23 protein-coding genes and 1 pseudogene are annotated in these 26,949 nt (G+C 46.4%); 21 read left to right on the forward strand and 3 right to left on the reverse strand.

All coding sequences use genetic code 11. From position 1 onward, the window contains the following. The first annotated feature begins 194 nt into the window (after positions 1-194). Together BLT91_RS14215 and BLT91_RS14220 are read left to right on the forward strand one after the other, a co-directional pair. A complete protein-coding gene (locus BLT91_RS14215; RefSeq protein ID WP_090821935.1) occupies positions 195-989 on the forward strand; it encodes an aldo/keto reductase in 795 nt (264 codons plus the stop codon). Positions 990-1,154: 165 nt separating this feature from the next. Further along, the gene (locus BLT91_RS14220; RefSeq protein WP_090821937.1) at positions 1,155-1,949 is read left to right on the forward strand and encodes an NAD-dependent epimerase/dehydratase family protein; all 795 of its coding nucleotides are present in this window, start codon (positions 1,155-1,157) and stop codon (positions 1,947-1,949) included. A 237-nt stretch (positions 1,950-2,186) separates the two neighbouring features. Here the strand turns inward: BLT91_RS14220 and BLT91_RS14225 are convergent, their stop codons facing one another. Continuing rightward, positions 2,187-3,152, reverse strand: coding sequence for an ABC transporter ATP-binding protein (locus BLT91_RS14225; RefSeq protein ID WP_090821939.1), 966 nt, complete (start codon positions 3,150-3,152; stop codon positions 2,187-2,189). Further along, on the reverse strand, positions 3,149-4,141 hold the full coding sequence (locus BLT91_RS14230) for an ABC transporter ATP-binding protein (RefSeq protein WP_090821941.1): 993 nt from the start codon (positions 4,139-4,141) through the stop codon (positions 3,149-3,151). The genes BLT91_RS14225 and BLT91_RS14230 overlap by 4 nt, the downstream gene beginning before the upstream one ends. Positions 4,142-4,363: 222 nt before the next feature. On the opposite strand from BLT91_RS14230, the gene BLT91_RS14235 reads away from it, so the two are divergent. From BLT91_RS14235 to BLT91_RS14265, 7 genes are read left to right on the forward strand one after another with little or no spacing between them, the layout of a single operon-like run. Further along, entirely contained in the window at positions 4,364-5,932 is a 1,569-nt protein-coding gene (locus BLT91_RS14235; protein WP_090821943.1) for an ABC transporter substrate-binding protein, read from the forward strand. A gap of 11 nt (positions 5,933-5,943) precedes the next feature. Next, positions 5,944-6,897 (forward strand): ABC transporter permease, encoded by a 954-nt coding sequence (locus tag BLT91_RS14240; protein WP_090821945.1) that lies wholly within the window; start codon positions 5,944-5,946, stop codon positions 6,895-6,897. A 3-nt stretch (positions 6,898-6,900) separates the two neighbouring features. Further along, positions 6,901-7,818, forward strand: a complete 918-nt coding sequence (locus tag BLT91_RS14245; protein WP_090821947.1) for an ABC transporter permease — start codon at positions 6,901-6,903, stop codon at positions 7,816-7,818. An 18-nt stretch (positions 7,819-7,836) separates the two neighbouring features. Further along, entirely contained in the window at positions 7,837-8,325 is a 489-nt protein-coding gene (locus BLT91_RS14250) for a chromate efflux transcriptional regulator ChrS (RefSeq protein WP_090821949.1), read from the forward strand. A gap of 25 nt (positions 8,326-8,350) precedes the next feature. Then, a complete protein-coding gene (locus tag BLT91_RS14255) occupies positions 8,351-8,941 on the forward strand; it encodes a chromate efflux transporter ChrB (RefSeq protein WP_302847495.1) in 591 nt (196 codons plus the stop codon). After that, a complete protein-coding gene (locus BLT91_RS14260) occupies positions 8,938-9,480 on the forward strand; it encodes a chromate efflux transporter ChrA (protein ID WP_090821952.1) in 543 nt (180 codons plus the stop codon). Before BLT91_RS14255 ends, BLT91_RS14260 begins: the two co-directional genes overlap by 4 nt. Positions 9,481-9,491: 11 nt before the next feature. Continuing rightward, entirely contained in the window at positions 9,492-11,099 is a 1,608-nt protein-coding gene (locus tag BLT91_RS14265) for a gamma-glutamyltransferase family protein (RefSeq protein ID WP_090821954.1), read from the forward strand. A gap of 418 nt (positions 11,100-11,517) precedes the next feature. On the opposite strand, the gene BLT91_RS33535 is transcribed toward BLT91_RS14265, so the two are convergent. Next, the gene (locus BLT91_RS33535) at positions 11,518-11,652 is read right to left on the reverse strand and encodes a hypothetical protein (protein WP_302847496.1); all 135 of its coding nucleotides are present in this window, start codon (positions 11,650-11,652) and stop codon (positions 11,518-11,520) included. A gap of 379 nt (positions 11,653-12,031) precedes the next feature. Between BLT91_RS33535 and BLT91_RS14270 the strand changes: the two genes are divergently transcribed. The 12 genes and pseudogenes from BLT91_RS14270 to BLT91_RS32875 all read left to right on the forward strand — a co-directional run. Then, positions 12,032-13,042: a LacI family DNA-binding transcriptional regulator gene (locus BLT91_RS14270; protein ID WP_090821956.1), complete on the forward strand. Its 1,011-nt coding sequence runs from the start codon at positions 12,032-12,034 to the stop codon at positions 13,040-13,042. Between the two features lie 32 nt (positions 13,043-13,074). Further along, entirely contained in the window at positions 13,075-15,090 is a 2,016-nt protein-coding gene (locus tag BLT91_RS14275; RefSeq protein ID WP_090821959.1) for a PKD domain-containing protein, read from the forward strand. A gap of 26 nt (positions 15,091-15,116) precedes the next feature. Next, a complete protein-coding gene (locus tag BLT91_RS14280; RefSeq protein ID WP_090821961.1) occupies positions 15,117-16,427 on the forward strand; it encodes an ABC transporter substrate-binding protein in 1,311 nt (436 codons plus the stop codon). 96 nt (positions 16,428-16,523) lie between these two features. Further along, the gene (locus BLT91_RS14285) at positions 16,524-17,477 is read left to right on the forward strand and encodes a carbohydrate ABC transporter permease (protein WP_217635226.1); all 954 of its coding nucleotides are present in this window, start codon (positions 16,524-16,526) and stop codon (positions 17,475-17,477) included. A gap of 17 nt (positions 17,478-17,494) precedes the next feature. After that, the gene (locus BLT91_RS14290; protein WP_090821965.1) at positions 17,495-18,355 is read left to right on the forward strand and encodes a carbohydrate ABC transporter permease; all 861 of its coding nucleotides are present in this window, start codon (positions 17,495-17,497) and stop codon (positions 18,353-18,355) included. Positions 18,356-18,416: 61 nt separating this feature from the next. Next, positions 18,417-20,279, forward strand: a complete 1,863-nt coding sequence (locus tag BLT91_RS14295; protein WP_090821968.1) for a glycoside hydrolase family 127 protein — start codon at positions 18,417-18,419, stop codon at positions 20,277-20,279. A 30-nt stretch (positions 20,280-20,309) separates the two neighbouring features. Then, positions 20,310-23,087 carry a glycoside hydrolase family 2 protein gene (locus BLT91_RS14300; RefSeq protein WP_090821970.1) on the forward strand — a complete coding sequence of 926 codons (2,778 nt, stop codon included), beginning with the start codon at positions 20,310-20,312 and terminating at the stop codon, positions 23,085-23,087. Next, positions 23,065-23,544 (forward strand): DUF2961 domain-containing protein, encoded by a 480-nt coding sequence (locus BLT91_RS14305; protein WP_254776953.1) that lies wholly within the window; start codon positions 23,065-23,067, stop codon positions 23,542-23,544. Before BLT91_RS14300 ends, BLT91_RS14305 begins: the two co-directional genes overlap by 23 nt. Before the next feature lie 152 nt (positions 23,545-23,696). Then, on the forward strand, positions 23,697-24,779 hold the full coding sequence (locus BLT91_RS14310; RefSeq protein ID WP_090821972.1) for a Gfo/Idh/MocA family protein: 1,083 nt from the start codon (positions 23,697-23,699) through the stop codon (positions 24,777-24,779). A 39-nt stretch (positions 24,780-24,818) separates the two neighbouring features. Continuing rightward, positions 24,819-25,226 (forward strand): ATP-binding cassette domain-containing protein, encoded by a 408-nt coding sequence (locus tag BLT91_RS14315; protein ID WP_090821974.1) that lies wholly within the window; start codon positions 24,819-24,821, stop codon positions 25,224-25,226. 260 nt (positions 25,227-25,486) lie between these two features. Next, positions 25,487-26,509 (forward strand): DUF2332 domain-containing protein, encoded by a 1,023-nt coding sequence (locus BLT91_RS14320; RefSeq protein WP_090821976.1) that lies wholly within the window; start codon positions 25,487-25,489, stop codon positions 26,507-26,509. Between the two features lie 121 nt (positions 26,510-26,630). Then, a pseudogene (locus tag BLT91_RS32875) lies at positions 26,631-26,846 on the forward strand (SAM-dependent methyltransferase); the annotation flags it as partial. Positions 26,847-26,949 lie beyond the last annotated feature (103 nt).

Below are 26,949 nucleotides of genomic sequence, written 5' to 3' on the forward strand. Positions count from 1 at the left end.
TTTTAATTTATGAGACAAGGTCATTTTAAATACAAAAAGAAGTGCTTCTCAAGGCTGCCCCTTGCTCAGCTAAAGGACAGCATAATGAAGTAGCTTGTATCGATAATAAGCAGGAAATTCGGAGCCAAAGTGGAATAATTATACAATAGAATTAAAATCAGATTAAGATAAAAACGTAAAGAGGAGTGAAGCATATGGACAAAGATTCTAAACTTGGCCTTGGAGGACATTCTTTTATTGAACAGCTGGGAAACGATCCGCAAGCCTCGTTCGAAGAACAGTGTGCGATTGTATCCGCCTGTCTTGACGAAGGAATCCGAGTGATTGATACGACCTATTATCAGGAACGAATAGCATTGGGGAAAGTATTACGTTATCTGGGCCGTCGGAATGAGGCACGGATTATGGCCTGGAACTTCTTTAAGCAGCCCGGAAAAGAAAAGGAGCTGGTTGGCTATACCCCATATGAACCATGTCATATTGATATTATGTTGGAAGAATTGCAAACGGAGCATATTGACATTCTGGTAATTCATTCGCATGGAGATGCGGACAAGCTTTGCAAAGAATTGGAGCTGGCTGGTAGATGGATGCTAGATGGCAAGGTGAAAAAGGTCGGGCTCGGTATGGTTCAATCCGAACATCTGCGGCAGCTGCCGGTCGGTCACCCGATTACACATGTGCTGGCGCCTTATAATGCTTTTAATCCAGGCTCCAAGGTGTTTGTGGATGCTAAGAAAATGGGAATGAGTGCGATCGCACTGTCGCCATTTATTCGCGGATGGAAATTAGATGAGATTGGCGGGGACAAAGACTTAGTAGCTGAAGTTTTATTGAGGTGGGTCGCCGCCCAACCAATGATCGACCGAGTCATCGTGTCCATGAGAAAAAAGGAATGGGTTCATAGCAATCTGAATGCGGTAGAACGCGGTCCACTCACTGAATTGGAACAGTCGAGACTTCAAGAATGGATTAAGCGTCTAAGCTAATAATGATCCATGCGGATGGTGTCAAAGTTATGGTCGCTAGAAGTCACTTTCTTGCTAGCTAGTTACTTCAAGGTAACTTATTAAACATTCTTTCACTACTTACACTAAAGCTATGGCTTAGTTATAATAATTAAGTGGTATCGATTACGAGGAGGTAGGTGACATATGAAAATATTGATTACCGGTGCTGCTGGCAGCGTTGGTTCAGGTGTGGCGGAGGTGTTGGTTCCGCACAATCAAATTCATTTATCCGATGTCGTACAGGTAGAGACGTCACATCCATTTTATCAAGTGGATGTCAGGGAATCCGGTTCACTGGATGAGGCTGCAAATGGCGTTGATGTGATTATACATACGCCTGCGTATCATGGTATTCATATGGGGAAGCATTCGGAGCAGGAGTTCTACGACCTGAATATTACCGGAATGTTCAATATGTTCCAATCCGCTGTTCGCAACAAGGTGCGCCGAGTGGTATGGTTGTCAAGCATGTCTGTATACGGAACCGACTTTTACGCTTATACGAAAAAAATAGGCGAGCAGTTATGCCAATTTTACCATGAACGGCATGGAATCGAGGTTATTATGTTGCGTCCGGCTGATTTTACTCCTTATCGGGATGCCCTGCATTATGGGGAAAGATTACTGCATGGAGGGGTGGACCGTCGTGATGTGATTCAGGCTGTAGTTTTAGCGACGGAATGTCGGCAGAAATACGGTGCTTACCACATTGTACGCCAAGATCCTTTTTCCGAAGTGGATGTTAAGGCGTACTCTGAATCTCCTATAGATATTTGGGAAAAGACGTATACTGGTGCGAAACAGATTATTGAAAAACATCAATTCAAATTGCCTTCTCAAATTCATGTAACGGATTTATTCCGGGAACAAAACGAACTTGGGTACAAGCCAAAATATAACTTCGGCACTTTTATTGAAGAATTTACTAGAGTTGGTTAGAAATTGAAACATTTGAAGTAAATGAGTAAAGCGTTACTACTTCTTAAAAAAGAATCCCCCGATGTTTTGCTGTCGGGGGATTCTTTTGATGTAAGGCCACATCGTACATGGAAAAGTTGGATACCAAGTTGCAGCATGTAAAGAGATAACATGAGTTTATAACCTCGATGTATGTTCATACAAAGCTAGTATACTTATTAACCATTGAAGATCTTGGCGTTGTTTCTTGTAACGCTTTTATCCATACAGATGACACGCGACAGCATGTCCGACCTGAGTCATTTTGATTTGCGGGCGGTCCGTTTTGCAAATGTCCATACAAGAGGAACACCTCGTGTGGAACGTACATCCAGTAGGCGGGTTTGCCGGACTCGGCACGTCACCCGATAATAGGATACGTTCTTGCTTTTCGCGGGGGTTCGGCTGCGGAACCGCCGATAATAAGGCCTGTGTATAGGGATGCAAAGGGTTGCTGTACAGCCGGTGCTTATCCGCTAACTCAACAAGGCGCCCTAGATACATAACACCGACCCTGTCGCTGATATGGCGTACAACGGATAAATCGTGTGAGATGAATAGATAAGCAAGTTTAAAATGATCCTGTAAATCCTTCATGAGATTTAAAATTTGGGATTGTATGGAAACATCCAAAGCCGAAACCGGTTCATCCGCAATGATAAGCTTTGGTTTTGTAATCAATGCCCGAGCGATGCCGATTCGTTGACGCTGTCCGCCAGAAAACTCATGTGGAAAGCGATTATAGTGATGCGGCGTCAGCCCTACAATTTCCAAAATATCCAAAACACGTTGCTTGCGCTCCGATCCTGAGCCAAGACCGTGAATGTAAAGCGGCTCCTCTAAGATGGATCCGATCGTCATACGGGGATTCAAGGAAGCAAAGGGATCTTGGAAAATAATTTGCAGGTCCCTCCGTTTTCTTCTGAGGGCGTCCCCTTTGAGAGCGGTCATATCTTCTCCCTGAAAAAGAATGGTCCCCTCCGAGGGTTCGATCAAGCGGATGATCGATCGGCCTGTTGTAGATTTACCACAGCCGGATTCACCGACGATGCCTAGTGTTTCTCCTTCCTTAACATCAAAGGATACATCGTCTACCGCTTTTACGTAATTATGCGTCTTGCCAAAGAGACCTGAACGGATGGGGAAATATTTTTTTAGCCCCTTAACTTCTAGAAGTGTATTCAACCGACAGCTACCTCCTTTGCGGTGTTTTCATGTATCCAACAGCGGCTGAGCTGCTTGTTCTCCAATTGAAATAAAGGAGGAGATTCCTGCAGGCACCTGGATTCGACAAACGGACAACGTGATGCGAATTGGCATCCCTGCTTTACACTCCCAGGCATTGGAACGTTTCCAGGTATTGATTTTAGACGCTTGTTATCTTCACCCAGTTTAGGCATGGACTCGAGAAGTCCCCGGGTGTATGGATGTGAAGGGTTCTCGAAGAGCGAGAACACGTCTGCTTGTTCCACTACTTGTCCAGCGTACATGACCACAACACGTTGGCACATTTCTGCGACAACTCCTAGATCATGTGTAATCAGAAGAATGGAGGTTCCCTGCTGATTACGCAGCTCCCGCATTAGGTCCAAAATTTGTGCTTGAATGGTTACATCAAGCGCTGTTGTGGGCTCATCGGCGATCAACAGCTCCGGATCGCACGACATCGCCATAGCAATCATAACGCGCTGACGCATGCCTCCTGATAATTGGTGCGGGTATTCGTCAACAATGGTTTCAGCTCTTGGTATGTGTACTTTTTTAAGCATTTGAATTGCATGCTCGCGGGCTTGGGCCTTGGAGTAGCCGCGATGCAGCATCACCATTTCGCTCAGTTGCTTACCGATCGGATAAACCGGGTTTAGGGACGTCATAGGCTCCTGAAAAATCATCGCGATTTCGTTGCCTCGGATCTTCTGCATTTCTTCTTCCTTTACCTTTAGCAGATTGCGGCCCTTATATAGGATTTCGCCTTCAGTTTTACGGCTTCCGCTTTTTGGAAGCAATCCCATAATAGATAAAGACGTGACACTTTTCCCACAGCCGGACTCACCGACAATACCTAAGGTTTCCCCTTTTTCTAAGGACAGGCTAACACCGTTGACTGCGGGGATGACACGCCCTTCGCTAATAAAATGATTTTTAAGTTGAAGAATCTCGAGTAAATTAGACAACGATTCCCCTCTTTTCTCTTATTCAATGTAGTACGCAAGTTTCGAACCTTGATAGAAGTTTTTCTCAATTTGTTTATTATTAATTTCGCAGAAACCTATTGGTAAGTCAATGACTAATTTTTTTTGTTGAAATCGTTTTCTTTTCATCGTATAGTAAACAAAACGAAAGTGAAAAATTTAATTTACTTTCGGATTGTTAAATTTTAAAGGGGGAAGCAGTAAATGAAGAAATCGTTTCGCTGGGGATTAAGCGCCGCTCTTGCTCTTACTGTGGTTGTAACTGGCTGCAGCAGCAATAAGCCCGCGTCTAACCCAAAATCAACCAACTCAGCCGTCGATAGTAAAGCGGCAAATACGACTCCAAAGGCCGGGGGAACTCTAAGCGTTGAAATGAACGCAGATCCGCCGAAGCTCGATCCATCTCTGTCTTCTGCTCTAGTGGACCGCCAAGTTTTCCAGAGTATTTACGATAAATTGGTAGATATCGATGCGACTGGCAAAATTGTTCCGATGCTTGCTGAGCAATGGACGGTATCCGACGATCATAAGGTGTATACATTAAAATTACGCCAAGGCGTTAAGTTCCACGATGGAACCGACTTCAATGCAGAAGCGGTCAAATTTAACATTGAACGTGGCATGGATAAAAATTCAGTTCGACGCTCTGAGCTTGCGGAAGTCGAGAAGGTATCCGTAAGTGATCCTTATACGGTTGTGATTCAACTTAGTAAACCGTTCGCGCCGTTCCTTTCTGTTTTGACCGACCGTGCCGGTATGATTGTTTCTCCGGAAGCGGTGAAGAAATACGGGGAAGACTTCGTCAACCACCCAGTCGGAACAGGACCTTTTATTTTTAAAGACCGTGTGAAAGGCACTTCACTTACAGTTGAAAAGAACCCGAACTACTGGCAAAAGGGATTGCCTTACTTGGATAAAGTAGTCTATAAAATATTTACGGATTCCAATGTGGCTTTGACGAACCAAAAGAGCGGACAAGTCGACATTACGACGAATTTTCCTTATAAAGAGATTGAGAATATGAAAAACGACACCAATATCAAAGTGATCAACCTAGCGGGTCAAGGGTTCCAAGGTATTCATTTGAATACGAGCAAAGCGCCGTTCGATAATAAAGAACTGCGCCAGGCGGTAGACCTCATGATCGATCGCGAAGCGCTGATCAAAGTGGCACTGAGCGGTGCGGGAACACCGGCACACTCGCCGTTTGCGCCCTCTCACTTCTCATACGGTGATTCGGATAAATACGAAAAGCCAAACCTTGCCAAGGCCAAGGAGCTTTTGAAAAAAGCGGGTAAACCGGATGGCTTCTCCTTCAGCTTGAAGATCGGAACGACTCCGACTAACCAACAAGTGGGTGAGATGGTTCAAAACATGCTAAAACCTGCAGGCATTACGGTTACTTTGGATAAAGTAGAGTTCGGTACGATGCTTGACCAAGCGAAGAAAGGTAATCATGAATCTACGCAGTTAGGCTGGAGCGGAAGACCGGATCCGGACCAAAACATTTATGATTTTGCTTTCACAGGTGCTTCCAATAACTATTCCCAGTACAGCAATCCTGAGGTTGATAAGCTGCTGAAAGAGGGCCGCGGCGAAGGAACTGAAGCAAAGCGTAAAGCTATTTACGACGATTTGATGAAAAAATTAAACGACGATGACGAATACGTCTACTTGTGGCATTCCAATAACGTCTTCGGTATTTCCAAAGGTGTGCAAGGCTTCACCTATATTCCGGACGGTTTGATCCGTACGGCAACAATCAGTAAGTAAGGAGAATCCTTATGGCGTTTTTAATCAGGCGTCTGTTACTAGCAATACCGGTTATCATACTTGTTACAATCATGGTCTTTTCTTTATTGCACATGCTTCCCGGCGATCCGGCAACGGTTATTCTGGGCCAGGAGGCTACACCGGATGCAGTGGCGGCTTTACGTGAAGAACTAGGCTTGAATAAGCCTATCGTGGTCCAGTACTTCGATTGGTTGGGAGGAGTGCTTCAGGGAAACCTGGGGCGCTCGCTTGTCGACCGGTCTTCTGTGTCGGAACTGATCGCATCCCGATTTCCCGCTACCTTAGAACTGACAATCGGAACGTTTTTAGTGGCCCTGCTCATAGCAGTGCCAGCTGGTATCATTTCTGCTATTCGACAAGGGAAATGGGTCGATTATTTAAGCACGATTCTCGCGCTTGGCGGCATGTCGATTCCTCACTTTTGGCTGGGCATGATGATGATCGTCTTATTCTCGGTCAAATTGGGATGGCTTCCGGCTTCCGGTTACGTGCCTTTTAGTGAGGATCCACTTGGTAATATATCCGCAATGGTTATGCCTATTGTGGCAACGGGGCTGCGGGAGTCGGCGGTTTTAATGAGAATGCTGCGCAGCAGCTTGCTCGATGTCATGCATGCGGATTATGTACGTACGGCATATTCCAAAGGGCTTAAGGAACGTGTGGTCGTTCTTGGACATGCAATGAAAAATGCATTGGTTCCGGTCGTTACAACAAGCGGTTTGATTGTGGCAGGGCTTCTCGGGGGGCTTGTCATTACAGAATCCATATTTTCTATCCCGGGATTTGGACGTCTTATTGTGGAATCCATCTTTAGGCGCGATTATGTTACGGTGCAAGGAGCCATTCTCGTATCAGCCTTAATGGTTGTCATTGTTAATTTGATTGTGGACCTTTTATATGCGTTAATTGATCCCAGAATCAAAATGGGCAAGGGGGCTGAATAAATTATGCAAGCTAATGTCGACCTTTCCCAAAATGAACTAACCCAACCACAAACGAATGAAGAAGCGGGAAAAGCGGAAAGCCGCTCTCGTATCATGTTTCGAAGATTTGTTCGTAACCGATTGGCTGTATGCGGTGCGCTCATCATTGGCATCCTGATGATTGTAGCTATTTTTGCACCGGTAATTGCTACACACGATCCTATATTTAGTCAAGACTATGCCAATCTTTTGCAGAAGCCCGGCAACGGCCATATCCTGGGAACGGATGATTTGGGTCGGGACACCTTCTCGCGCATCGTTTTCGGGGCGAGGCTTTCAATTGAGGCTGCGGTGGTCTCCGTCGGGATCGCTGTGCTGATTGGCGTGCCGATCGGATTGATTACCGGATACTTCCGAGGATTCTGGGATGAATGGGTTGTCATGCGAATCGTAGATGCCGTACAAGCATTTCCATCATTGATTTTAGCACTGGCTATGGCTGCTGCCCTCGGTGGAGGTTTTTTCAATGCGATGATTGCGATCGGTGTCGGCTTTACGCCGGCGTTCGTTCGCATAACGAGAGCGCAGGTGCTGACCGTCCGTAATTTGGAGTATATTCATGCTGCCAAAGCAATTGGAGCTAAAAACTGGCGGATTATGTTTTTGCACGTGCTGCCAAATTCCATGGCGCCGCTTATGGTCCAAACCACACTTTCCATGGCCGCTGCCATCATTGCCGAAGCAGGCCTTTCCTATCTGGGCCTTGGGGCCAGGCCGGAAGAACCAAGCTGGGGCTCGATGCTGCATATTGCACAAGGGTATTTGAATATTGATCCGATGTTGGCGGTTTGGCCGGGAATTTCGATTTTTCTGGTTGTACTTGGTTTTAATTTTCTTGGGGACGGTATTCGTGAAGTACTTGACCCTAAGCTTAAACGATAGCTTAATGGAGGTTTGACGATGGTTTATGTATATTCCGAAGAAAATGTGATGCCTCCCCTTGAGTTGGACGAAGTGGATCAACATATTTTGGAGGCGCTGCATGAGAATAGCCGAATTTCTTATACGGATTTGGCCAAAATGATCGGGCTTTCCCGAATCGCTGTGCAGCAGCGAATTTCCAGCCTGATTGAGGCGGAGGTAATTGAAAGGTTTACTGTAGTCATTAATCCGGCAAAGGTTGGAATTCAGGTCTCGGCATTTTTCAACGTGGATATCGAACCGCAGTTTTTGGACGAGGTCGCTGAGAAATTGTCCAAAGAACCTCCCGTTACAAGTTTGTACCATATGTCGGGTCCAAGCACCCTTCATATGCATGGTGTATTTAAAAATATGCATGAGATGGAAAATTTTTTGCTCAAAACACTTTATGCAATGCCAGGTATAGTACGAGTAGATAGCCAATTGCTGCTACGACGTTACAAAAGCCGGATGGGGCTAAAGCTGTAATGAGCTTGGCTAGGGGGTTAGCGAGTTGACAACAAGATACTACAAAGAACTCTTGATTGCTATGATGCGTACGGGAATCTTGGGCTTTGGCGGCGGACCTTCCGTAATTCCTCTTATTCGCTATGAAGCGGTAACGAAGTATCAGTGGCTTGATGATAGCGAGTTTGGTGAAATTTTGGCGCTTGCTAACACATTGCCGGGTCCGATCGCCCCTAAAATGGCGGCCTATCTCGGATACCGGCTGAATAAAACAATGGGAGCCATCGTGGGGGTACTTGCCCACATACTCCCAACCAGCCTTGCCATGATTGCTCTGCTTGGGTTCCTGTTCAAATTGCAGCATTCCCCTGTTGTCGCAGGGATGATTTCAGCGGTCCGACCTGTAGTAGCCGTTATGCTAGGTCAAATGGCGTACGAATTTGCTTCGAAATCGGTAAAAGGACTTGGGAAACTAGGGGCCTTCATTTTTGGCGCAATTGCTTTTATTCTGCTTTCGGTTGTGTATATTCACCCGGGCATCGTCGTTGCCTTATTCTTATTATATGGCGCTTTCCATTTTAAAATGAAACCGGTGAGCAATAAGGATACAGATGCCAGGAAAGGGGCTTCCGTTTGAACTTATTGAAGCTATTCTGGGGTTTTTTCGTTGCAAATGTCCTTGGATACGGTGGTGGGCCTTCCACGATTCCATTGATTCAAGAGGAAGTGGTTAACCATTATAGATGGTTGACCAATGCCCAATTTGCTGATGTACTGGCAATAGGCAATGCGCTGCCGGGTCCCATTGCAACTAAAATAGCCGCTTTTGTCGGTTATCAGCAGGCAGGATGGGCAGGATTGATTATCACTACTTTGGCTACGGTAGCTCCGTCGGCCATTGCCTTGGTTGTATTGCTCAAGGTACTGGATCGTTTTCGTAAATCTCCTTCTGTGAAGGGAATGACATTGCTTGTACAGCCGGTGATCGCCGTCATGATGCTTGGTTTAACGTGGGAATTGGGGCATGTCTCCTACTCATCAATTGGCATGTGGCATTCGCTTGCTCTAGGGGCTGTATCTCTTTGGGCCTTCACCAAGGGGCGTATCCATCCGGCCATCGTGATTATCGGTGCTTTTGTTTACGGAGGGTTATTCTTATCCGGACTAACTGTTTGAAAGGAAGATAGATGATGAACTTTGATGCACAGTATCACCCGTATTCCTCCCGTCGATCGCCGGTTTATGCGAGAAATGGGATGGTTGCGACCTCGCAGCCTCTTGCGGCGCAAGCCGGGCTTATGATTTTGCGCAAGGGGGGCAACGCCATTGATGCTGCCATAGCAACTGCTGCAGCACTTACGGTAGTGGAGCCAAGCGCTAACGGGATTGGCGGCGACGCATTTGCGTTGGTCTGGACTCAGGGCAAGTTGCACGGACTTAATTCCAGCGGCGCTGCGCCACAGAGTTTATCCATTGATGCCTTAAACAAAGCCGGGGTCCATGAAATCCCGAAATACGGCTTTATTCCTGTTACAGTGCCAGGCGCTCCGGCTAGCTGGGCTGAACTGTCTCGACGCTTCGGTAAGTTGCCGCTGAAAGAGGTACTGCAGCCGGCTATTGAATATGCGAAGAACGGCTTTCCGATTACTTTAGGTATTTATTGGAAACGTGCGGCTGCTATATTCAAGTCGCAACTGAAGGGCGAACAGTTCGAGGAGTGGTTTCGCGTATTTGCTCCGGAGGGCGTGGCTCCTCAAATCGGCCAAGTGTGGCACCTGCCGGATCACGCCGCAACGCTGCAGGAAATCGCCGATACAAACGCCGAATCGTTCTACCGCGGGGAATTGGCAGAGAAAATCGACCGTTTCTCCAAACAATACGGCGGTTATATCCGCAAAGAAGATTTGGCAGCCTTTAACCCGGAATGGGTTGATCCGATCAGCGTGAATTACCGTGGGTATGACGTATGGGAAATCCCGCCGAACGGGCACGGTTTGGTCGCACTGATGGCTTTGAACATTTTGAAGGGCTTTGATTTCAGCGATCGGGACAGTATCGACACGTATCACAAACAGATCGAGGCTATTAAATTGGCGTTTGCGGATGGTAAAAAGTATATTGCCGATTCCGCCAAAATGTCGGTAAGTGTGGAGGATCTGCTCTCGGACGCTTATGCCGACGAACGCCGCAGGCTTATCGGCAAGGATGCTCTGCTGCCTGAGCCGGGTCAGCCTCCTCAAGGGGGAACTGTCTATCTGTGTACGGCTGATAGTGAAGGCAACATGGTTTCCTTCATTCAAAGCAACTACATGGGCTTTGGATCTGGCTTGGTTGTGCCTGGAACCGGTATTGCGCTGCATAACCGCGGGCATAATTTTACACTTGATCCTAAGCACGATAACTGTTTGGAGCCCGGGAAGAAGCCTTATCATACGATTATCCCCGGCTTCTTGACCAAGGATGGGAAGGCAGTTGGTCCATTTGGAGTCATGGGTGGATTTATGCAGCCGCAAGGTCACGTGCAGATGGTCATGAATACGGTAGATTTCCACCTCAATCCGCAAGCTGCCCTAGATGCGCCAAGATGGCAGTGGATGGAAGGCAATACCGTGGAATTTGAGCATTCTACAAAGTCTCATCTTGTTGAGGCGTTAGCCCGGAAAGGGCATGACGCCAAGTGGTCGCTAGGTTCTGTTTCATTTGGCCGAGGCCAAATCATATGGAGAGATGATGAAAACGGCGTGTTGATTGGAGGAACGGAGCCTCGAACCGACGGTCAAGTAGCCGCTTGGTAGAGGCAGCCCCGCCACATTAGCTTGTTTTGACAAAGCGCGGCAGATAGGAATATGCATAACAAGGGTTCGCCTCCAAAAGAACCTTCGATCCCACTATTGGAGTGGTTTTGGAGGTTCTTTCGTTTGAATAAGGGAACCCTGCAATTAGGGAATGAGGTTACATACATGAGTATTGAAATTAAAAGAAAATTTTTATTACCGGCATTCCCATCTTGAGGACTTTAGAATAAAGAAATAATTATGATCGCAAACAGGATGAACTAATCTGGGGTCGAAAAAGAAAAAGCACAACCTTTAGGGCTGTGCTTTTTCACTTTATTTAATGATTTGAATAAGCTCTTTTAGAGCTTGTGATAACCCATCATTTAACTGAGTTAATGCTTGCTTATCGATCGGTTGTTTTTGTGATCCGGCTACTTCAGGGTTCAGACTCTTCATAAAGGTCCGAGCTACGTGGCTTCACGCCATCTTCGAATGTAGCCCAAGTTTCTTCAATTTTAGGACCGATTTCTTTAATTTTAGCTTCGTTGCCAGCTTCAATTGCTTTTTTCATAACACTAGTGACGCCAATTAACTGAGTAGCCGTGGATTTGACGAATTGCGGGAATAGACTCCGAGATTATAATGTAATCGTACTTGATCAAAATCAGGTTTGGTCGAACCATCAAACTACCTACCCAAATCCGAATTTAACCGTGAGTGCAGGGGGACTAACTGGAAGGTACGTTAAGATCCAATTAATGGGTACAAATAGTTTAGCTCTTGCGGAAGTACAAGTGTTTGGAGAGCTGAAAGGGGCGAAAATTCGGAACTTTTGTCGGATGGGAAATTTTGTTTTATATGTATTGACACTATAGAATGCAATCGATTACACTACTTAATGTAATCGATTGCATGAAACATTATCGCTCTTATTCGGAAAGGGTTCGTTTATGGCAAACATTTATGATATTGCAAAATTGGCGAACGTTTCCGCCGCCACCGTTTCCCGTGCACTGGCTAACAATGAGAAGATCAGTGCCGCCTCTAGAGAAAGAATACAAAAGATTGCAGAAGAGCTAGGTTATCGTCCGAATCTCGTGGCAAGAAATTTACGGCAAAAATCGTCCTTGATGATTGGATTGATTCTGGATGACGTATCCGATGAGCTCAGCGGCTTTATTGCCAGAGGTGTTGAAGACGAAGCGCGTAAAAACGGCTTTAGCGTTCTGCTTTGGAATATCCAGCATGAGCTCGAAAGCGAACTCGCAGCTCTTGATTTCTTTACGAATTTAAAGCTCGATGGCGTAATACTTGCCGATACTACGCTGAACGCGGTCGAAGAATTCCCTCATTTGAAGATGCCAACCGTATTAATTAATCGTACGGGAAGCGAGGAAGAGTCCATTCATAACGTACTGACGGATGATTATGCCGGAGGTTATGATGCAACGGAATATTTGTTAAAGCTAAATCACAAAAAAATTGCCTTTATCAACGGTCCTTTCGATTGGCATGCAAGCGCTAGGCGATTGAATGGCTACTACGATGCTCTGAGGGATCACCATGTGGAGCCCCGAGAAGAGTACGTGAGGCACGGTGATTGGTACGAAGAATCTGGATATCAGCTGGCGAAGGAATTACTTCTTCTGGATGATCGCCCGACGGCTATTTTCGCATCGAGCGACATGATTGCCATTGGCGTCATGGATGCTGCCAAAGAGCTCGGCCTCCACATACCTGAAGATATTTCGATCATGGGTTACGATAACCGGATTATCGCCAAGTATGCAAGGCCAAGGCTGACTACCATATCCTTGCCATTATATGAGGTGGGGATGATGGCGGCCAAGACACTTTGCGAAATCATTCAGAATCAAGCCCACAAGGATAAACAAGTCAATATGTTAGTGAAGGGAAATGTGATTGAAAGAGAAACGACGAAAACGTTTCAAGCAGATTGAATGGTGAAGACGGGAAGGGGAGCGCCCAGAAAATGAGTATATATGTGAAACCCTATTCAGGAATGGTTATTACGGAGAACGTTATCTTCGAGCCCGGCGAATATGTGTTTGGTGACGGGCTTGGCCTTATCGTAGGTGGGGAAGGCATCACAATCGACGGAAACGGTGCGATTATTCGCGGTCGTGGAAGGGAAGGCAATATACACACATATAGCGGAATCGGCCTCTTCTCGAGCAGTTTCAATCACGTTACGGTGAAAAACATAACGCTTCGTGGTTTTCAAACCGGTATGAAAGTGATGAACGGCTCGAACTGGACCATCACAGATAATGATCTATCTTACAATTATACGGATCCTGATTATGGTTGGGGGGAAGGCGAACCGTTCGGCGCCCTTCATCTAGAGAACCTGCATCATAGCAGTATCAAGGGGAATAAAGGCAATTACGTCTGGAACGGCCTTCATCTCAAAAATTGCGATGACAACGTAATCGAAAATAACGACATGTCCCATTGCACGAACGTTTGCCTGAAATTGTGGCGCTCATCATACAACGAATTTTCAAATAACAACATGAGTTACGGCATTCGCATCTCCCCTGGTGAAGTGCATGCAAGGGATTCAACATCTGTCCTGATTGAAAGCGGTTCCAATGACAATAAATTTTCCTTCAATGACTTTACGTACGGCGGCGACGGCGTATTTATCCGGTCGTTAAACGGTTGGGTCAGCACGGGCAATTATTTTGAAGGCAACGATGCTTCTTATGCGCACAACAATGCTTGGGAAGTTTGGGATCCGGGCAACACGTTCGTGAATAACAAAGGTAATCATTCGAGCTACGGTTTCTGGCTTGGCGGTTCCTGCCATGCGGTGTTAATCGGGAACGAAGCGGCGTACAACGGGGTGCGGATCGCGAATGCGCCTGAGCCTTTCGGGAACGCGGGCATTGCTGTCGTCAACGGTTCAAGCAGCCATTTTATTATGAGGAACAATCACATTCATCATAATAAGAGCGCTGGTCTTGCCATCGGATACAAACTAGGATACGAAGCTTATCACTGGATTATTGAGCAGAATGTAATCACAGACAACGATACATACGGCATTTATTTGAAGCATGCTCAATGTATAAACATCTCGGCAAATGTTATGGCGAATAATCGGCTTGGTGACCTGCACCAGGAAGTAAACGTAAGCAACGTTTCAGTAAGCGCTGAAATCTCTGAAGGTACAGCTCCTATAGCAAAAGCCAAGCGATTAACATCCCGGGCGGTAACCGGGCAGCCTGTTCAATTCGATGCCAGCGAAAGCGTGGACTCAGGGGGTGGAGATTTACTATACAGGTGGGAGATGGGAGACGGAACAGTCCTTGAGCATCCCGATATTACTCATATTTATGAAAATCCAGGGTTTTATCGCGTCGCATTAACGGTATCCAATGGCGTGCTTTCAGACCTGGCTTGGTTCGACCTTTATGTATTCCCGAATCCGGGATCCGTATTACTTGCTTTGAATCCAGTCTCAGCGGAAATCATGCAAGTGGTGCCTGATCAATACGCTTCTCTAACGATCGATGAGGACAACACTGTTCAAAGTGGAGCTTCAGCTCATCTGCGTTCCGCATCAACTTTAACGTGCATTCGCTTGGAAATTAGCAAGCCGGATGGCAAGCAGGCCACGCTTACCAGAGCCAAACAATTCGTTTTCTGGATGAAATATCATCATGAAATGTGGGGCGGCTTTGCGCAAGGGGGTCTGAAGCTGCGATTCATCCAGGATAACCATAACAGCATTCAATACATATGCACGGCTCCTGTCTTTAATTGGAGCAAAATTGCTTCCGAAGCGAGATATGGTTGGTCACTTTTTCAAGTACCGCTTCTTTCAGCTGCAGATGCAACAAGCTTTAGTGCGGTTTCGGACGCTTGGAACGTAAAGGTCACCGGAAATCCGCAAGTGGAACAGATTCAAAGTGTGGTTATAGAATACTCTTCTCATGGGGGCCAGTTTCATGTCTGGCTGGATGAAATTGTATTTTTATAATAATAAACTACGGGGAGTGGTATCACATGGTGAAGTCTTCAAAAATCGTTTTAGCAGGGCTTTTGGCATCAATGGTTGCTTTATCGGGGTGCAGTGCAGATAAAAATATCGCAAGCACGAGCAGTGGAAAAAGCGGTGAGAAAGTAAAACTAAGAATTTCTTCGGGCGCAGCTGTCGAAGAAGCAACCGCGGAACAAGCTGCGATTAAAGCCTTCATGGAGAAATATCCGAACATTGAGGTTGCCTACGAACCGATTCCGGGCGACGATTCCAACCAGAAGATCCTCGCATCCATCGCATCCGGTAATGCACCTGACGTATTTCTGATGGACTCCGTCGTTCTCCCCCAATTCATTGATAACGCTGCCGTTCTGGATATGGGTCCTTATGCGAAAAAAGATCCAGCCTTCAACAAGGACGTCTGGTTTAAAAACGTTTATGAAATCGGCGTGCGCGGCGATAAAATTTATGATCTACCCCGTGGCTTCACACCGCTCGTGGTTTATTACAACAAGGAAGTATTCGATAAGTCCGGCGTTCCTTATCCGAAAGAAGGATGGACATGGAACGATTTCCTAGAAACTTCCAAGAAGTTAACGAAAGCAGGCGCTGACGGAAAAACCGAGCAGTACGGCGTAACTGCAGATCCTTATTTCTATAAGTCCGTTCCATTCGTATGGCAAAACGGCGGTGATGTGCTCAGCAAAGATGGAAAAACCGCGAAAGGCTACCTAAACGGTGCGGCATCCGTCGAGGCGTACCAGTTCTACACAGATTTGGTTACCAAGCATAAGGTTTCTCCAACCCCTTCTGTGAAAAAAGCGTTTGGCGATCTATTCTTCCAAACAGGCAAAATCGCAATGAACATCAGCGGTCACTGGACGCTGCTGGGGCTTAATGATACGGCTAAAGCCGGCAAGTTTAACATTGACAAGCTGGGCGTAGTCGGATTGCCGAAAAACAAAGATAACGTATCCGTTATGTATGAGGCAGGTTGGGCGGCTTCCGCGAGCACGAAGCATCCACAAGAAGCTTATCAATTGGCGAAGTTTATGTCAGAGTCCGAAGTGGGCCAAAAAGCACGCATCCAATCCGGTTTAGAGCTTTCCGCCGTGAAAAAGGTATCCGAGGAATACGCGAAGGACAAACCGATTGAACAAGTGTTCGTTAAAGAAGTTCAATATGCGCGCCAGCCTTGGGGCTCCATCCATCCAAAGTGGGATTCCATCGAGAAAGAAATCGACAAAGCGATCGAACAAATTATTGTGAATAATACACCTGTGCAAAAGGCATTCGACGATGCCGTTCCGAAAATTGATAAGATCATCAACGAGTAATTCGGCTCAACACCTCTCATGTATCGGGAATCTGAAATTCCCGGTACATATTCTTTTTAAATAGCCCAATTCCGTGTTAGGGAAAGGAGAGACTCAATGGAAAGCGACACTGCGGTAACCTTCGCTTCCTCAAAGCGAACCATGAAGCCTAGCTTCTGGAAAAAGCTAAGAGGCCAAACAGCAAGCGATGAAAAGCCGATCGGATATTTATTCATCTTGCCTGCTTCCTTGCATCTCATGGTTTTCGTTATTTATCCCATCTTGTTCGCGTTGTATCTCAGCTTTCATAAATGGAGCATCCTGAAGCCGGATAAACCCTTCGTTGGCCTTGGCAACTATAAAAAGCTGCTTGACGATACCGATTTCTGGATCGCGATGAAACATACCTTTTATTTCGTGGCAGGCAGCGTACCAACCGGCATTGCCATTTCACTCCTTGTAGCGCTAGTGCTGAATCGAAAGATGCGAGGAGTCTATTGGTTCCGGACGATATTCTTTCTCCCTGTTATTTCTTCGACGGTTGCTATTGCCATGGTATGGCAGTGGATCTTACAGCCAGAGTTCGGCTTGTTGAACTTTATGCTCAGTAAAGTCGGTATTCACGGCATCAAATGGCTTCTGGATCCGAACTGGGCCATGATCGCGGTGATCATCGTGTCGGTTTGGAAAGGAATCGGGTATCAAATGATCATATTCATAGCCGGTTTGCAAGGCATACCCGATCATTTGTACGAAGCGGCTAGAATTGACGGAGCCTCAAAATGGCGCATGTTCTGGTCAGTAACGGTACCTCTGCTGATGCCGACACTATTCTTCCTAGCTGTGACGTCTGTCATCTCTTCGTTTCAGGTGTTTACGGTCGTATACATGCTGACGGAAGGCGGTCCGTTAGGTTCAACAGACGTAGTCGTTTATCATATTTACGATCAAGCGTTTAAACGCTTCAATATGGGTTATGCCTCGTCACAGTCGTACGTCCTGTTCGCAGTCATTTTCGCTGTTACCATGATCCAGATTAAAGTGATGAAGCGATTTAATTATGAATATTAAGAGGAGGGAGAACGAATATGGCTGCTGCGATTACTAGTAGGAGGAAGCCGATCAACGTGACTCAGCTCCTCACAAGCACCGTGACGTACGCGATACTCATCATCGTTAGTTTATCCATGCTGTACCCTTTCATATGGATGTTTACGACATCACTCAAGCAAGAATACTCCGTCTTTGAATTTCCGCCACGCTTCATTCCGGAAACTTGGGAATGGGTCAATTATGCAACGATCTTTAAAGCCGCCCCTTTCTTGACGTTTCTGAAAAACACGGTATTCGTTACGATGATGGTTGTGATCGGGCAGCTATTGGTTTGCTCATTGGCTGCTTACGCCTTTGCCCGGCTTTCCTTTAAAGGCCGAGATATCATTTTCATCATTTTTCTGTCGACGATGATGATTCCAGCCGAAGTTACGCTGATCCCGACTTACGTTATGGTTTATAAATTTGGTTGGCTCGATAAATATGCGGCCTTGATTGTGCCCGGATTAAGCAGCGCCTACGGCATTTTCATGCTGAAGCAGTTCTTTCTCGGCCTTCCGAAAGAAACGGAAGATGCGGCAAGAATCGATGGCTGCAGCGAGCTGAGAATTTATTGGAATATCATCCTTCCGTTATCCAAGCCAGCTCTGGCCACGCTTGCCGTCTTCACGTTTATGGGGATATGGACAGATTTCTTATGGCCTCTGCTCGTTACCAATACATCTGAAATGAGAACGTTAGAGGTTGGACTCTCCATTTTCCGCAACGTTTATACGACGAACTGGCCCTTACAGATGGGCGCGTCTCTCCTTGTGATTATGCCGGTACTTATCGTGTATATTTTCAGCCAAAAATACTTCGTTCAAGGCATTTCGCTCACCGGAATGAAAGGGTAATTAGGGTAACCGTCTATGTGAAGAACCTGCAAAATATAACTAGAGAAGAGGTCGGATAGGTATGAATAGCACAGTAAAAAGCACATTGTACTCCACGTATAAGCTGCCGCATCAACGGTTGGCGAACGTCCCATTTACACAGGTGTCCATTGAAGACAGATTTTGGACGGCACGGATGAAAGCTTCGCAAAAAACGACCTTAACGGCTTGTCTAACACAGTGTGAACAAACAGGAAGAATATCGAATTTCGCAAAGGCAGCCAGTCTTACGGACGGCGAATTTGAAGGAATTTTCTATAATGATTCAGATGTTTATAAAGTGCTCGAGGGGATCGCTTATTCCCTCATGAATGAGCCTGATGATGAGCTGGAGGCGCAAGCGGATCGGGTTATCGGATTCATTGCCGCCGCTCAAAAAGAAGATGGCTACCTGCAGACCTATTTTACGCTTGCTGAGCCCGATAAGAAATGGACGGATATGAACAAGCATGAGGAATACTGTGCAGGCCATCTCATCGAAGCGGCCATCGCTTATCATCAAGCGACAGGAAAGCGCAAGCTGCTGGATGTAGCCATTAAGTTGGCTGATCATATTGATTCTTTGTTCGGACCGGATAAACGCCACTGGGTACCCGGACATCAGGAGATCGAGTTGGCGCTCGTTAAATTGTATTTGGAAACCAAAGAGGAGCGTTACTGGAAGCTCGCTTATTGGTTCCTTGAAGAAAGAGGCCACGGGCATGGTGTAGGCTATAGCTGGGACCGTGCAGATTGGGGGGCCGCTTATTCGCAGGATCATATGCCAGTGCGTGACATGTCCATTGTTACGGGCCATGCGGTGCGTGCCGTCTATATGTATGCAGGGATGGCCGACTTAGCGTCATTGACCGGAGATGAAGGGTATTTGGCAGCACTGGATAGACTTTGGGACAATGTCGTGAATAAGAACATGTATATCACGGGCGGAATTGGTCCATCAAAGCAAAATGAAGGCTTCACCGAGGATTACGATCTGCCGAACCAAAGCGCGTATTGTGAAACTTGCGCCTCCGTAGCGATGATCTTATGGAACCATCGCATGAACTTGCTGCATGGAGACAGTAAGTATGCCGACATCGTAGAACGTGAGATGTATAATGGCGCATTGGCTGGTGTTTCTCTAACTGGAGATAAGTTCTTCTATGTGAATCCACTGGAGGCTGATGGCACGCACCACCGCGTTGAATGGTACGACTGCTCCTGCTGCCCGACGCAAATTGCCCGCTTTATTCCTTCTATCGGCAATTACGTCTATGCAATAAATGAAGGACAAATCATGATCAATCAATATATAGCAGGCACAGGATCATTGCATGTTGGAAACGATGAGGTAAAGCTGCAGCAGGTGACGAATTTCCCTTGGGACGGGCGGGTAACGATTAGGGTTGAAGAAACAGGTGACACGGCATATGACATGCTGCTTCGGATTCCAGGCTGGTGCAGAAATTTCACGCTGAAGGTAGGCGGCGAACAACTGGTTCGTTCGAGTATGGAAAACGGCTACGTGAAGCTAAGTCGTACTTGGAAGGCTGGGGAGGAGATCGAGCTCTCATTCGAAATGCCGGTACAGAAAGTTTACGCCAATCCGCTAGTTAAAGAAAACGTTGGAAAAGTCGCGTTACAACGCGGGCCGATCGTCTTTTGCATGGAAGAAATGGATAATACGGATTATGATCTTACTGAAGTTTCTCCGGATACACGCTTCCAAGCGGTGTTCGAGCCGGAGCTGCTCGAGGGCGTCGTCACTTTATACGCAGCAGGGAGTGATCATACGGATTCATTCCAAGCTGTGCCGTACTTTGCGTGGGATAACCGCGAACAAGGGAAAATGCGCGTGTGGTTGCCCGAGAAAAAGGATGCGACGGCTTTGTATGAGATTCAGTAATAATAGCCTCCAAAGGATCGGGTGACCTACATGGCAGATATGAAAATGAACATACCGACATCGGCTGACAGCGCGCTCAGCCTTAACGGGAATTGGGAAATCTTCATAGATTTTGTGGATGCGGCTGTAAAACCTGAAGATCTGAATGTTCATGCCCAGTGGCGGGACATTCATGTTCCAGGCTGCTGGGAGCAGGTCGAAGAAAACAAAAAGGCGGAAGGTCCGGTATGGTACCGAAAGTCGTTTAAGGCGCCGGCAGCATGGTCGGATCTTCCGGTGGCATTGGAATTTGGCGGCGTTAATTATTATTGCGAGGTCTATTTGAACGGTATTTTGGCCCGTACGCATGAAGGCGGTTGGAACGGGTTTCAACTAAGGCTGGAAAAGCTGCTCGCATTCGGCAACGATAATGAACTGCTGGTTAAGGTGTATAAACAAGGCGTGAGATTCCCTCTGCGTGAAAGCCTTGCAGGATTCCTGCCGGATGTGGGCGTCATTTTCGGAGGCATCTGGAAATCGGTTCAGCTAATCCTTGTCCCTGATGTAATAGTAAAGGATGTTTTCGTGAAGCCTCGTGTCCGTGACAACGGTGCGGAGGTGGAGTTTGTCTTGAATGCCATTCCAAGAGATACCGCGCGTTCACTAAAACTAATAGCTGAAATCAAGGATGTACAAGGAAATACCGTAAGCTGCGGGGAGCTATCGATGACGATAGTTCCTGCATCGGAACGAATGGAAGGCAAACTCTGGCTAGAATTCGAAGATGCGATCTCCTTATGGAGCCCGGAGCAGCCGGCGCTTTACCAGTTAAATCTATCCTTATCCGAAAATGGTTGCGAGATTCATAGCCATACTTGCCGTTTCGGCATGAAGGAGCTAGAAGTGCGCGATGATCAATTCTACTTGAATGGTTCCCCACTTTACATGCGGGGTGTGCTGCATTGGGGCTGGTACGCCGATCATATTGCGCCGATGCCAAGCAGAGATGAGATCCGCGAGGAACTGAAGCGCGTGAAAGATAGCGGGTTTAACCTTATTAAGCATTGCCTGTATGTACCGACGCAAGACTATTATGAGCTGGCGGATGAAATGGGCGTGCTGTTATGGCAGGAGTTGCCGATGTGGCTTCCCGAGGTGACGCCTGAATTTAAGTCTCGTGCGTTCTCGCAATATGAAGCCATTATACGCGAAGTTCGAAATCATCCGTCACTTAGCGTCTGGACGCTTGGCTGTGAATTAGACCAGTCCGCGGACTCGACTTTCCTACAGGAGCTTTACCAAATGGCCAAACGTCTCACGGATAACGCGGTTATTCGCGACAATAGCGGTTCCGGGGAATGTTATGGAGGTTTGTTAAAGGAGTATGCGGATTTCTATGACTATCATTTCTACACCGATATTCACTTTTTCCCCGATCTGTTAAGCCAATTTGCTGGCTCATGGCGGGAAAACAAGCCTTGGATGTTCGGCGAATTTTGTGATTATGACGAGTTCCGCAATCTGGACACTACCTTGGAAGATCACGGCGGCGAGATGCCATGGTGGCTCAAATATGATGAGGCAATCAATCCGGTTGCCAAAGAAGAGCGTTGGCAGTACAGCCGCCAAGTTGAGAAGTTAGCTAAGCTCAATTTGCCATTCAGCAATGAGCAGCTGTGGAAGAACGCAAACCAAAGTGCTTACGTGTATCGCAAAGCCGTTCTCGAGCTTGTTCGAACTTATTCGAAGATTTGCGGTTATGTCCTCACATCGATAAAAGATAACCCGATCGCGACTAGCGCCGTATTCGATGATGCCGGAAGGCCGAAGCAGCCGCCTGAGCGGTTGAGGATGATAAACGATTCCACCGTAATCACTCTGACTTGGGATAACCGCCGCAGCTGGATTGGCGGAGGTGACCGGCTCGTCCGATGGGATCCGTACAACTATACGGCCGGTACATTTATCCGCCCGCATTTGTTCGTCTCCCATTACGGCAGCGAACTTCTCGAAGACGGCGTTCTCTCTTGGAAAATCGTTAATGAAGTGGACGGAGTCTTACTGGGAGAAGGAGTAATTTCTTCCGTCATGATGCAGGCCGGCGAAGCCAGAGAAATTGGAGTACTTGAGGTCGCTTCACCGGAAGTCAAAGTGCCTACGGCGCTAACGCTTAGCGTAGCGTTAATAGGCAAGGCCGAAACAATCCGCAATGCGTGGACCTTATGGGTATTTCCGAAGCCCGCCTTGACGGCAGAAGAGCAGTCGGTTCTGCTGATCGACGATCCGTTCGATGTTTTCGCAGGGCTGAATACCTTGTATCCGGGGATTCAAGTAAATTCAGGCATCCAAGAAAGCACGCGAGTGATTGTAACTTCACATCTCCTTCCTGAGCATGAAGCGTTCATGGAGCAAGGCGGTAACGTACTGTTCGTTCAAAGGAGTAAATCGGGTCCGTTCGCCGTGAAGCAGCTTTCGTTTTCAAGGGAATCTTTGCAATTGTACTACGATCATCCGGTGATGAACGGCTACCCTCATGAGCATCATACGTCACTTACCATGTTTGGCTTAGCAACAGACCTAGTGTTCGATTATGAGTCGCTGCCTGCGCATACACCGGTGATGGAGCGCTTGGATGCCAGATTATTCGAACGTCATGGATATATGGTCGAAGCTTCCAGGGGACAAGGGCTGCTTCTTGCGACCACGCTTCGTTTCGAAGGCGGGTTAGGCTCGCAGCCTCAAGGCATCGTGAAAAATACGGGCGCCCGATATTTGCTGGATATGGCGATCAAGTATTTATTGGAGGGTGAACGACCGGACGGGCGGTAATTATGACTGGTTCGAGATTCAGGCAGGTCAAACGTATGAAATCGCTAACATTAAAGGCGCAGGATGTATCCGCCATATTTGGTGTACCATGCACAATCCTGCCGGGGAAAAAGACCATCTGCGGAAAGTATTGATCCACATGTTCTGGGATGATGAGGAACTCCCTAGCGTTGAAGCGCCTATTGGAGATTTTTTCGGCATGGGGCATGCGATCTCCAAAGATTTTTGGTCCTTGCCGCTTGTAATGGGGCCTGACAAAGGCAGGGGCTTCAACTCCTTTTTTGCGATGCCATTTGCGGAGCAGGCGAGAATTGAAATCAGCGAAGAGTCGCCTGCCATCCACGGTACGGGAACCGAGGATTATTTCAATACAGCTTTCTGTCCGCGGACCGAATTCCATTTCTTCGTATTTCGGTATTCATTTGAACTCCGGGGCACGGGCATGCTAACAAGCTAATTAATGACTACTCCAGCACCGCTTACTGGTACCAAATGGAGCCGCACCGCAAATTTCCAGAGATGCTCCCGGTGACCCAGCGGTTGCCTCGGCATTATAAAAAGCAAGTCCTACTCGTACAAGAGTAGCTGCAAGGCGACAGGGGGGACAGCATGGAAGGGCATGGACGTTTTACGAAAATCGGCAAATCTTACAGTCTAGGCGTGATCGGTTTAGGCGAAGGCAAAGGGTTAATCAAGGGGCTTTACGGTCATCCAGAGCTTAAGGTTCTAGCCGTTTGTGACGTGAACGAAGCTTTGATCAACAAGGTGAAAAGCGATTATGATGTTCCTCACGGTTATACGGATTTGGCACTTTTGATTGCTAGAGAGGATATAGACATCGTTGCCATCTATACACCTGACCAGCTTCATTTGGAGCATATCCAAGCCTGTTTTCGTGCGGGGAAGCATGTCATTTGCACGAAACCGCTGGTCAACTCCCTGGGTGAGGCGAGGAAGCTCATGCAGCTTACGGCAGACTATCCAGAAACTAAGCTGATGGTCGGGCAAAGCTCGCGTTTCTTCGGACCGATGCAGGAACAGCGCAGGGCGGTTGAAGCAGATAAATTAGGACCCATTTCCTTCATGGAGACTCAATATGTGCACGACATGCGCTGGTTTTACGGCAATAGGCCATGGGCGATGGAGGGCGGCTTCGACCTGCTTTTCGCTTGCTGCTCGCATCCGGTCGACCTCATCAAATGGTACATGGGTGAGGTGGAGGAAGTGTTTGCCTACGCAAGCCAATCGCTGGTTGCTGAACAGGCTAACTTTCAAGGAGATGATACGTTCGTGATCAACCTGAAATTTGCCAGCGGCAGAATCGGTCGGGTACTGGGATTTTACGGCTTAGAACAGCCGCACCAGAACCGGCCGTGGATCGAAGTGGCGGCATATGGAACGAAAGGAACCTTTATTGCCAAATATCCGCAGCTAGAGGCCATCGTAAAATACGAAGGCGAGCATGAACGTATCGAATCGTATTTCGAGGATATTTACCATTACTTCCAGTTCGAAGGGGTCAACCATCATGCTGGAGAATTCGTGAATTACGCTGAATATTTCACCAAGTGCCTCACGTATGGCACCGTGGCTATGCCAGACGCAGCAGACGGTTTCACAACCATAGCGACACTGGAAGCGATTCGCGAATCGATCCGGCAAGGCCTACCGGTTAAAGTGGAGCGAATATAATGTCCTGTAGTATCGAGTCATACATCTAACATATCGGTAATGGTTTTGGTGCAACATTTAAAATTGATCAAAGATATCCGCGATTTCTTTGTTGATTATGCTGTCAAACTAAACAATTTGTTGATTAATTCAACTGAAAGAGAGCCGCTCGTTTTACATGCACTAGAATCGGTGGACTTACTTGATCGCAAGAAGCATTTTCCATCAGAGCTATCTGGCGGGCAGCAGCAGCGTGTTGCTATTGCGCGAACATTGGCGGGAGATCCACCGATCATTCTGGCCGATGAACCTACAGGTGAGCTAGATCCCAAAACAAGTGTTGAGATGTTAGAGCTTTCGAAGAAATTAAATGAACAAGGTCGGACGATTATTTTGATTACGCATGACATTTTGATTGCGAAGCGGATTATTCGTTTTCGGGATGGGCGATTGTATGCAGATGCTTAGTATTTATAAGACCGGAACTCCTTGGGAAATAAGGGGTTCCGGTTTATTTTATTTTCAAGTAATCGATTATTTTATTCAATGAAAATGCCGGCATTCAGCTACCGGGCAGTAATGTGGAATATGGAAATGTATGATAACATTAATTTAAAATTGCTTTGGAATGATTTATTTGAATACGTTGGGTACAAACCATTACATTGAATCAATTGCAGGAGCATTTTAAAAATAAGGCTTATAATCCTGATAAGGTGGTGTGAGATTTGGATATAAACTTACTCTCAGAGCGTTTTAAGGTTTTTGCTGAAAGAGAATGTAAGGATTCCAGCATTCTATATGGACATCTTGCAGAAAACATAGCTTATGACACGAAGTTGCTTAAACTAGCAGCTCATTCGAGACTCGGACAGCCTGTTCCTAACCTCTTATTGGGTGCGGTTCACTATTTGCTATTGGGTGGGATAGAACATGAATTAGCTGAGTATTACGCCAGCATTGTAGATGAACCAAGGGAGTCATCGGCAGCAATTGATTGTTTCAGGGATTTTTGTAACTTATACGAAAATGAGATTATTCAGATTCTAGAAAGCAAGCTTGTACAAACGAACGAAGTGAGACGCTGTGCTTACTTGTACCCTAGCTTTTGTTACATATATAAAATAACGAAAAAACCGTTGGCACTCATAGAAATAGGAACAAGTGCTGGCTTGCAACTTCTTTGGGATAAATACAGCTACTCTTATAATTCGAACAAAAAGTACGGAAATGATCAATCGGCTCTAGAGATAACAGCAGAAATCAGAGGCGATAAAATTCCATTCCTTTTTGAGCATTGCCCACCAGTAACATCCAGGATAGGTTTAGATTTGCACGTAAATGACCTAAATGATCCTGAAGATTATCTTTGGCTGAAAGCGTTGATTTGGCCGGAACATAAGGAACGGATTTCCTACTTTGAAAAAGCAGCTTTATGTTTAGAAAAGCAACCCTTAGAGTTAATTAAGGGAGATGGCATTGCTTTGCTTCCGAATATGGTATCGAAGATTACTAAGGATTCAACAATATGTGTTTTTCATACCCATGTGGCCAACCAGATATCTAACGAAGCTAAGATAAAATTGAGTGAGTATATTCAATACCTAGGTGAAGAAAGAGACGTGTTCCACCTCTATAATAATATGTGGGATCTTGAACTCCATCTCGATTATTATGTAGACGGTAATGTGCGTACGAAAACGCTGGCAGAAACAGATGGACACGGTCGGTGGTTTCAGTGGAAGTTATGATTCACAACTCAACAAGCGGGGAACAAGAGCTATATAAAAACAAGTGAAGGCACCCCCAGCCAGATTTTGTGAGCGAATTTAGTGAAAGCTACCACCTTTTTTCTATAGATCAGAACGATTAAAAGGTGGAACCTTCTTAACCCAACAAGAAAGTGAAAATGATAAATTCAATATTAAGGAATATTTTGGACGTGGTCAAATTTATGGAACTAAGGACGGAACGTTAAAAGAGCAGTATATCCATGAGTTAAAACTGATAGGTTTTTCAGAAGTACAAGCATTTGAGAATTATGCGACTGAATATTATAAAAGAATAGAAGATATTGTCTTCCTTTTGAACACATTCCTAAAAACAAAAAAATTCAATCGGCGAGAATCCTATAAGGCCGAAACTCCTTGGGAAATGAGGGGTTCCGGTTTATTTTATTTTTGACCTTCCG

This window comes from Paenibacillus sp. yr247, assembly GCF_900103825.1.
GTDB lineage: Bacteria > Bacillota > Bacilli > Paenibacillales > NBRC-103111 > Paenibacillus_E.

What these genes read in the sequence shown, in the direction of transcription:
- BLT91_RS14215 (WP_090821935.1), top strand. Translation starts at nt 195, where the DNA reads ATGGACAAAGATTCTAAACTTGGCCTTGGAGGACATTCTTTTATTGAA.
- BLT91_RS14220 (WP_090821937.1), top strand. Translation starts at nt 1,155, where the DNA reads ATGAAAATATTGATTACCGGTGCTGCTGGCAGCGTTGGTTCAGGTGTG.
- BLT91_RS14235 (WP_090821943.1), top strand. Translation starts at nt 4,364, where the DNA reads ATGAAGAAATCGTTTCGCTGGGGATTAAGCGCCGCTCTTGCTCTTACT.
- BLT91_RS14240 (WP_090821945.1), top strand. Translation starts at nt 5,944, where the DNA reads ATGGCGTTTTTAATCAGGCGTCTGTTACTAGCAATACCGGTTATCATA.
- BLT91_RS14245 (WP_090821947.1), top strand. Translation starts at nt 6,901, where the DNA reads ATGCAAGCTAATGTCGACCTTTCCCAAAATGAACTAACCCAACCACAA.
- BLT91_RS14250 (WP_090821949.1), top strand. Translation starts at nt 7,837, where the DNA reads ATGGTTTATGTATATTCCGAAGAAAATGTGATGCCTCCCCTTGAGTTG.
- BLT91_RS14265 (WP_090821954.1), top strand. Translation starts at nt 9,492, where the DNA reads ATGATGAACTTTGATGCACAGTATCACCCGTATTCCTCCCGTCGATCG.
- BLT91_RS33535 (WP_302847496.1), bottom strand. Translation starts at nt 11,652, where the DNA reads ATGAAAAAAGCAATTGAAGCTGGCAACGAAGCTAAAATTAAAGAAATC.
- BLT91_RS14270 (WP_090821956.1), top strand. Translation starts at nt 12,032, where the DNA reads ATGGCAAACATTTATGATATTGCAAAATTGGCGAACGTTTCCGCCGCC.
- BLT91_RS14275 (WP_090821959.1), top strand. Translation starts at nt 13,075, where the DNA reads ATGAGTATATATGTGAAACCCTATTCAGGAATGGTTATTACGGAGAAC.
- BLT91_RS14280 (WP_090821961.1), top strand. Translation starts at nt 15,117, where the DNA reads ATGGTGAAGTCTTCAAAAATCGTTTTAGCAGGGCTTTTGGCATCAATG.
- BLT91_RS14285 (WP_217635226.1), top strand. Translation starts at nt 16,524, where the DNA reads ATGGAAAGCGACACTGCGGTAACCTTCGCTTCCTCAAAGCGAACCATG.
- BLT91_RS14290 (WP_090821965.1), top strand. Translation starts at nt 17,495, where the DNA reads ATGGCTGCTGCGATTACTAGTAGGAGGAAGCCGATCAACGTGACTCAG.
- BLT91_RS14295 (WP_090821968.1), top strand. Translation starts at nt 18,417, where the DNA reads ATGAATAGCACAGTAAAAAGCACATTGTACTCCACGTATAAGCTGCCG.
- BLT91_RS14300 (WP_090821970.1), top strand. Translation starts at nt 20,310, where the DNA reads ATGGCAGATATGAAAATGAACATACCGACATCGGCTGACAGCGCGCTC.
- BLT91_RS14310 (WP_090821972.1), top strand. Translation starts at nt 23,697, where the DNA reads ATGGAAGGGCATGGACGTTTTACGAAAATCGGCAAATCTTACAGTCTA.
- BLT91_RS14315 (WP_090821974.1), top strand. Translation starts at nt 24,819, where the DNA reads ATGGTTTTGGTGCAACATTTAAAATTGATCAAAGATATCCGCGATTTC.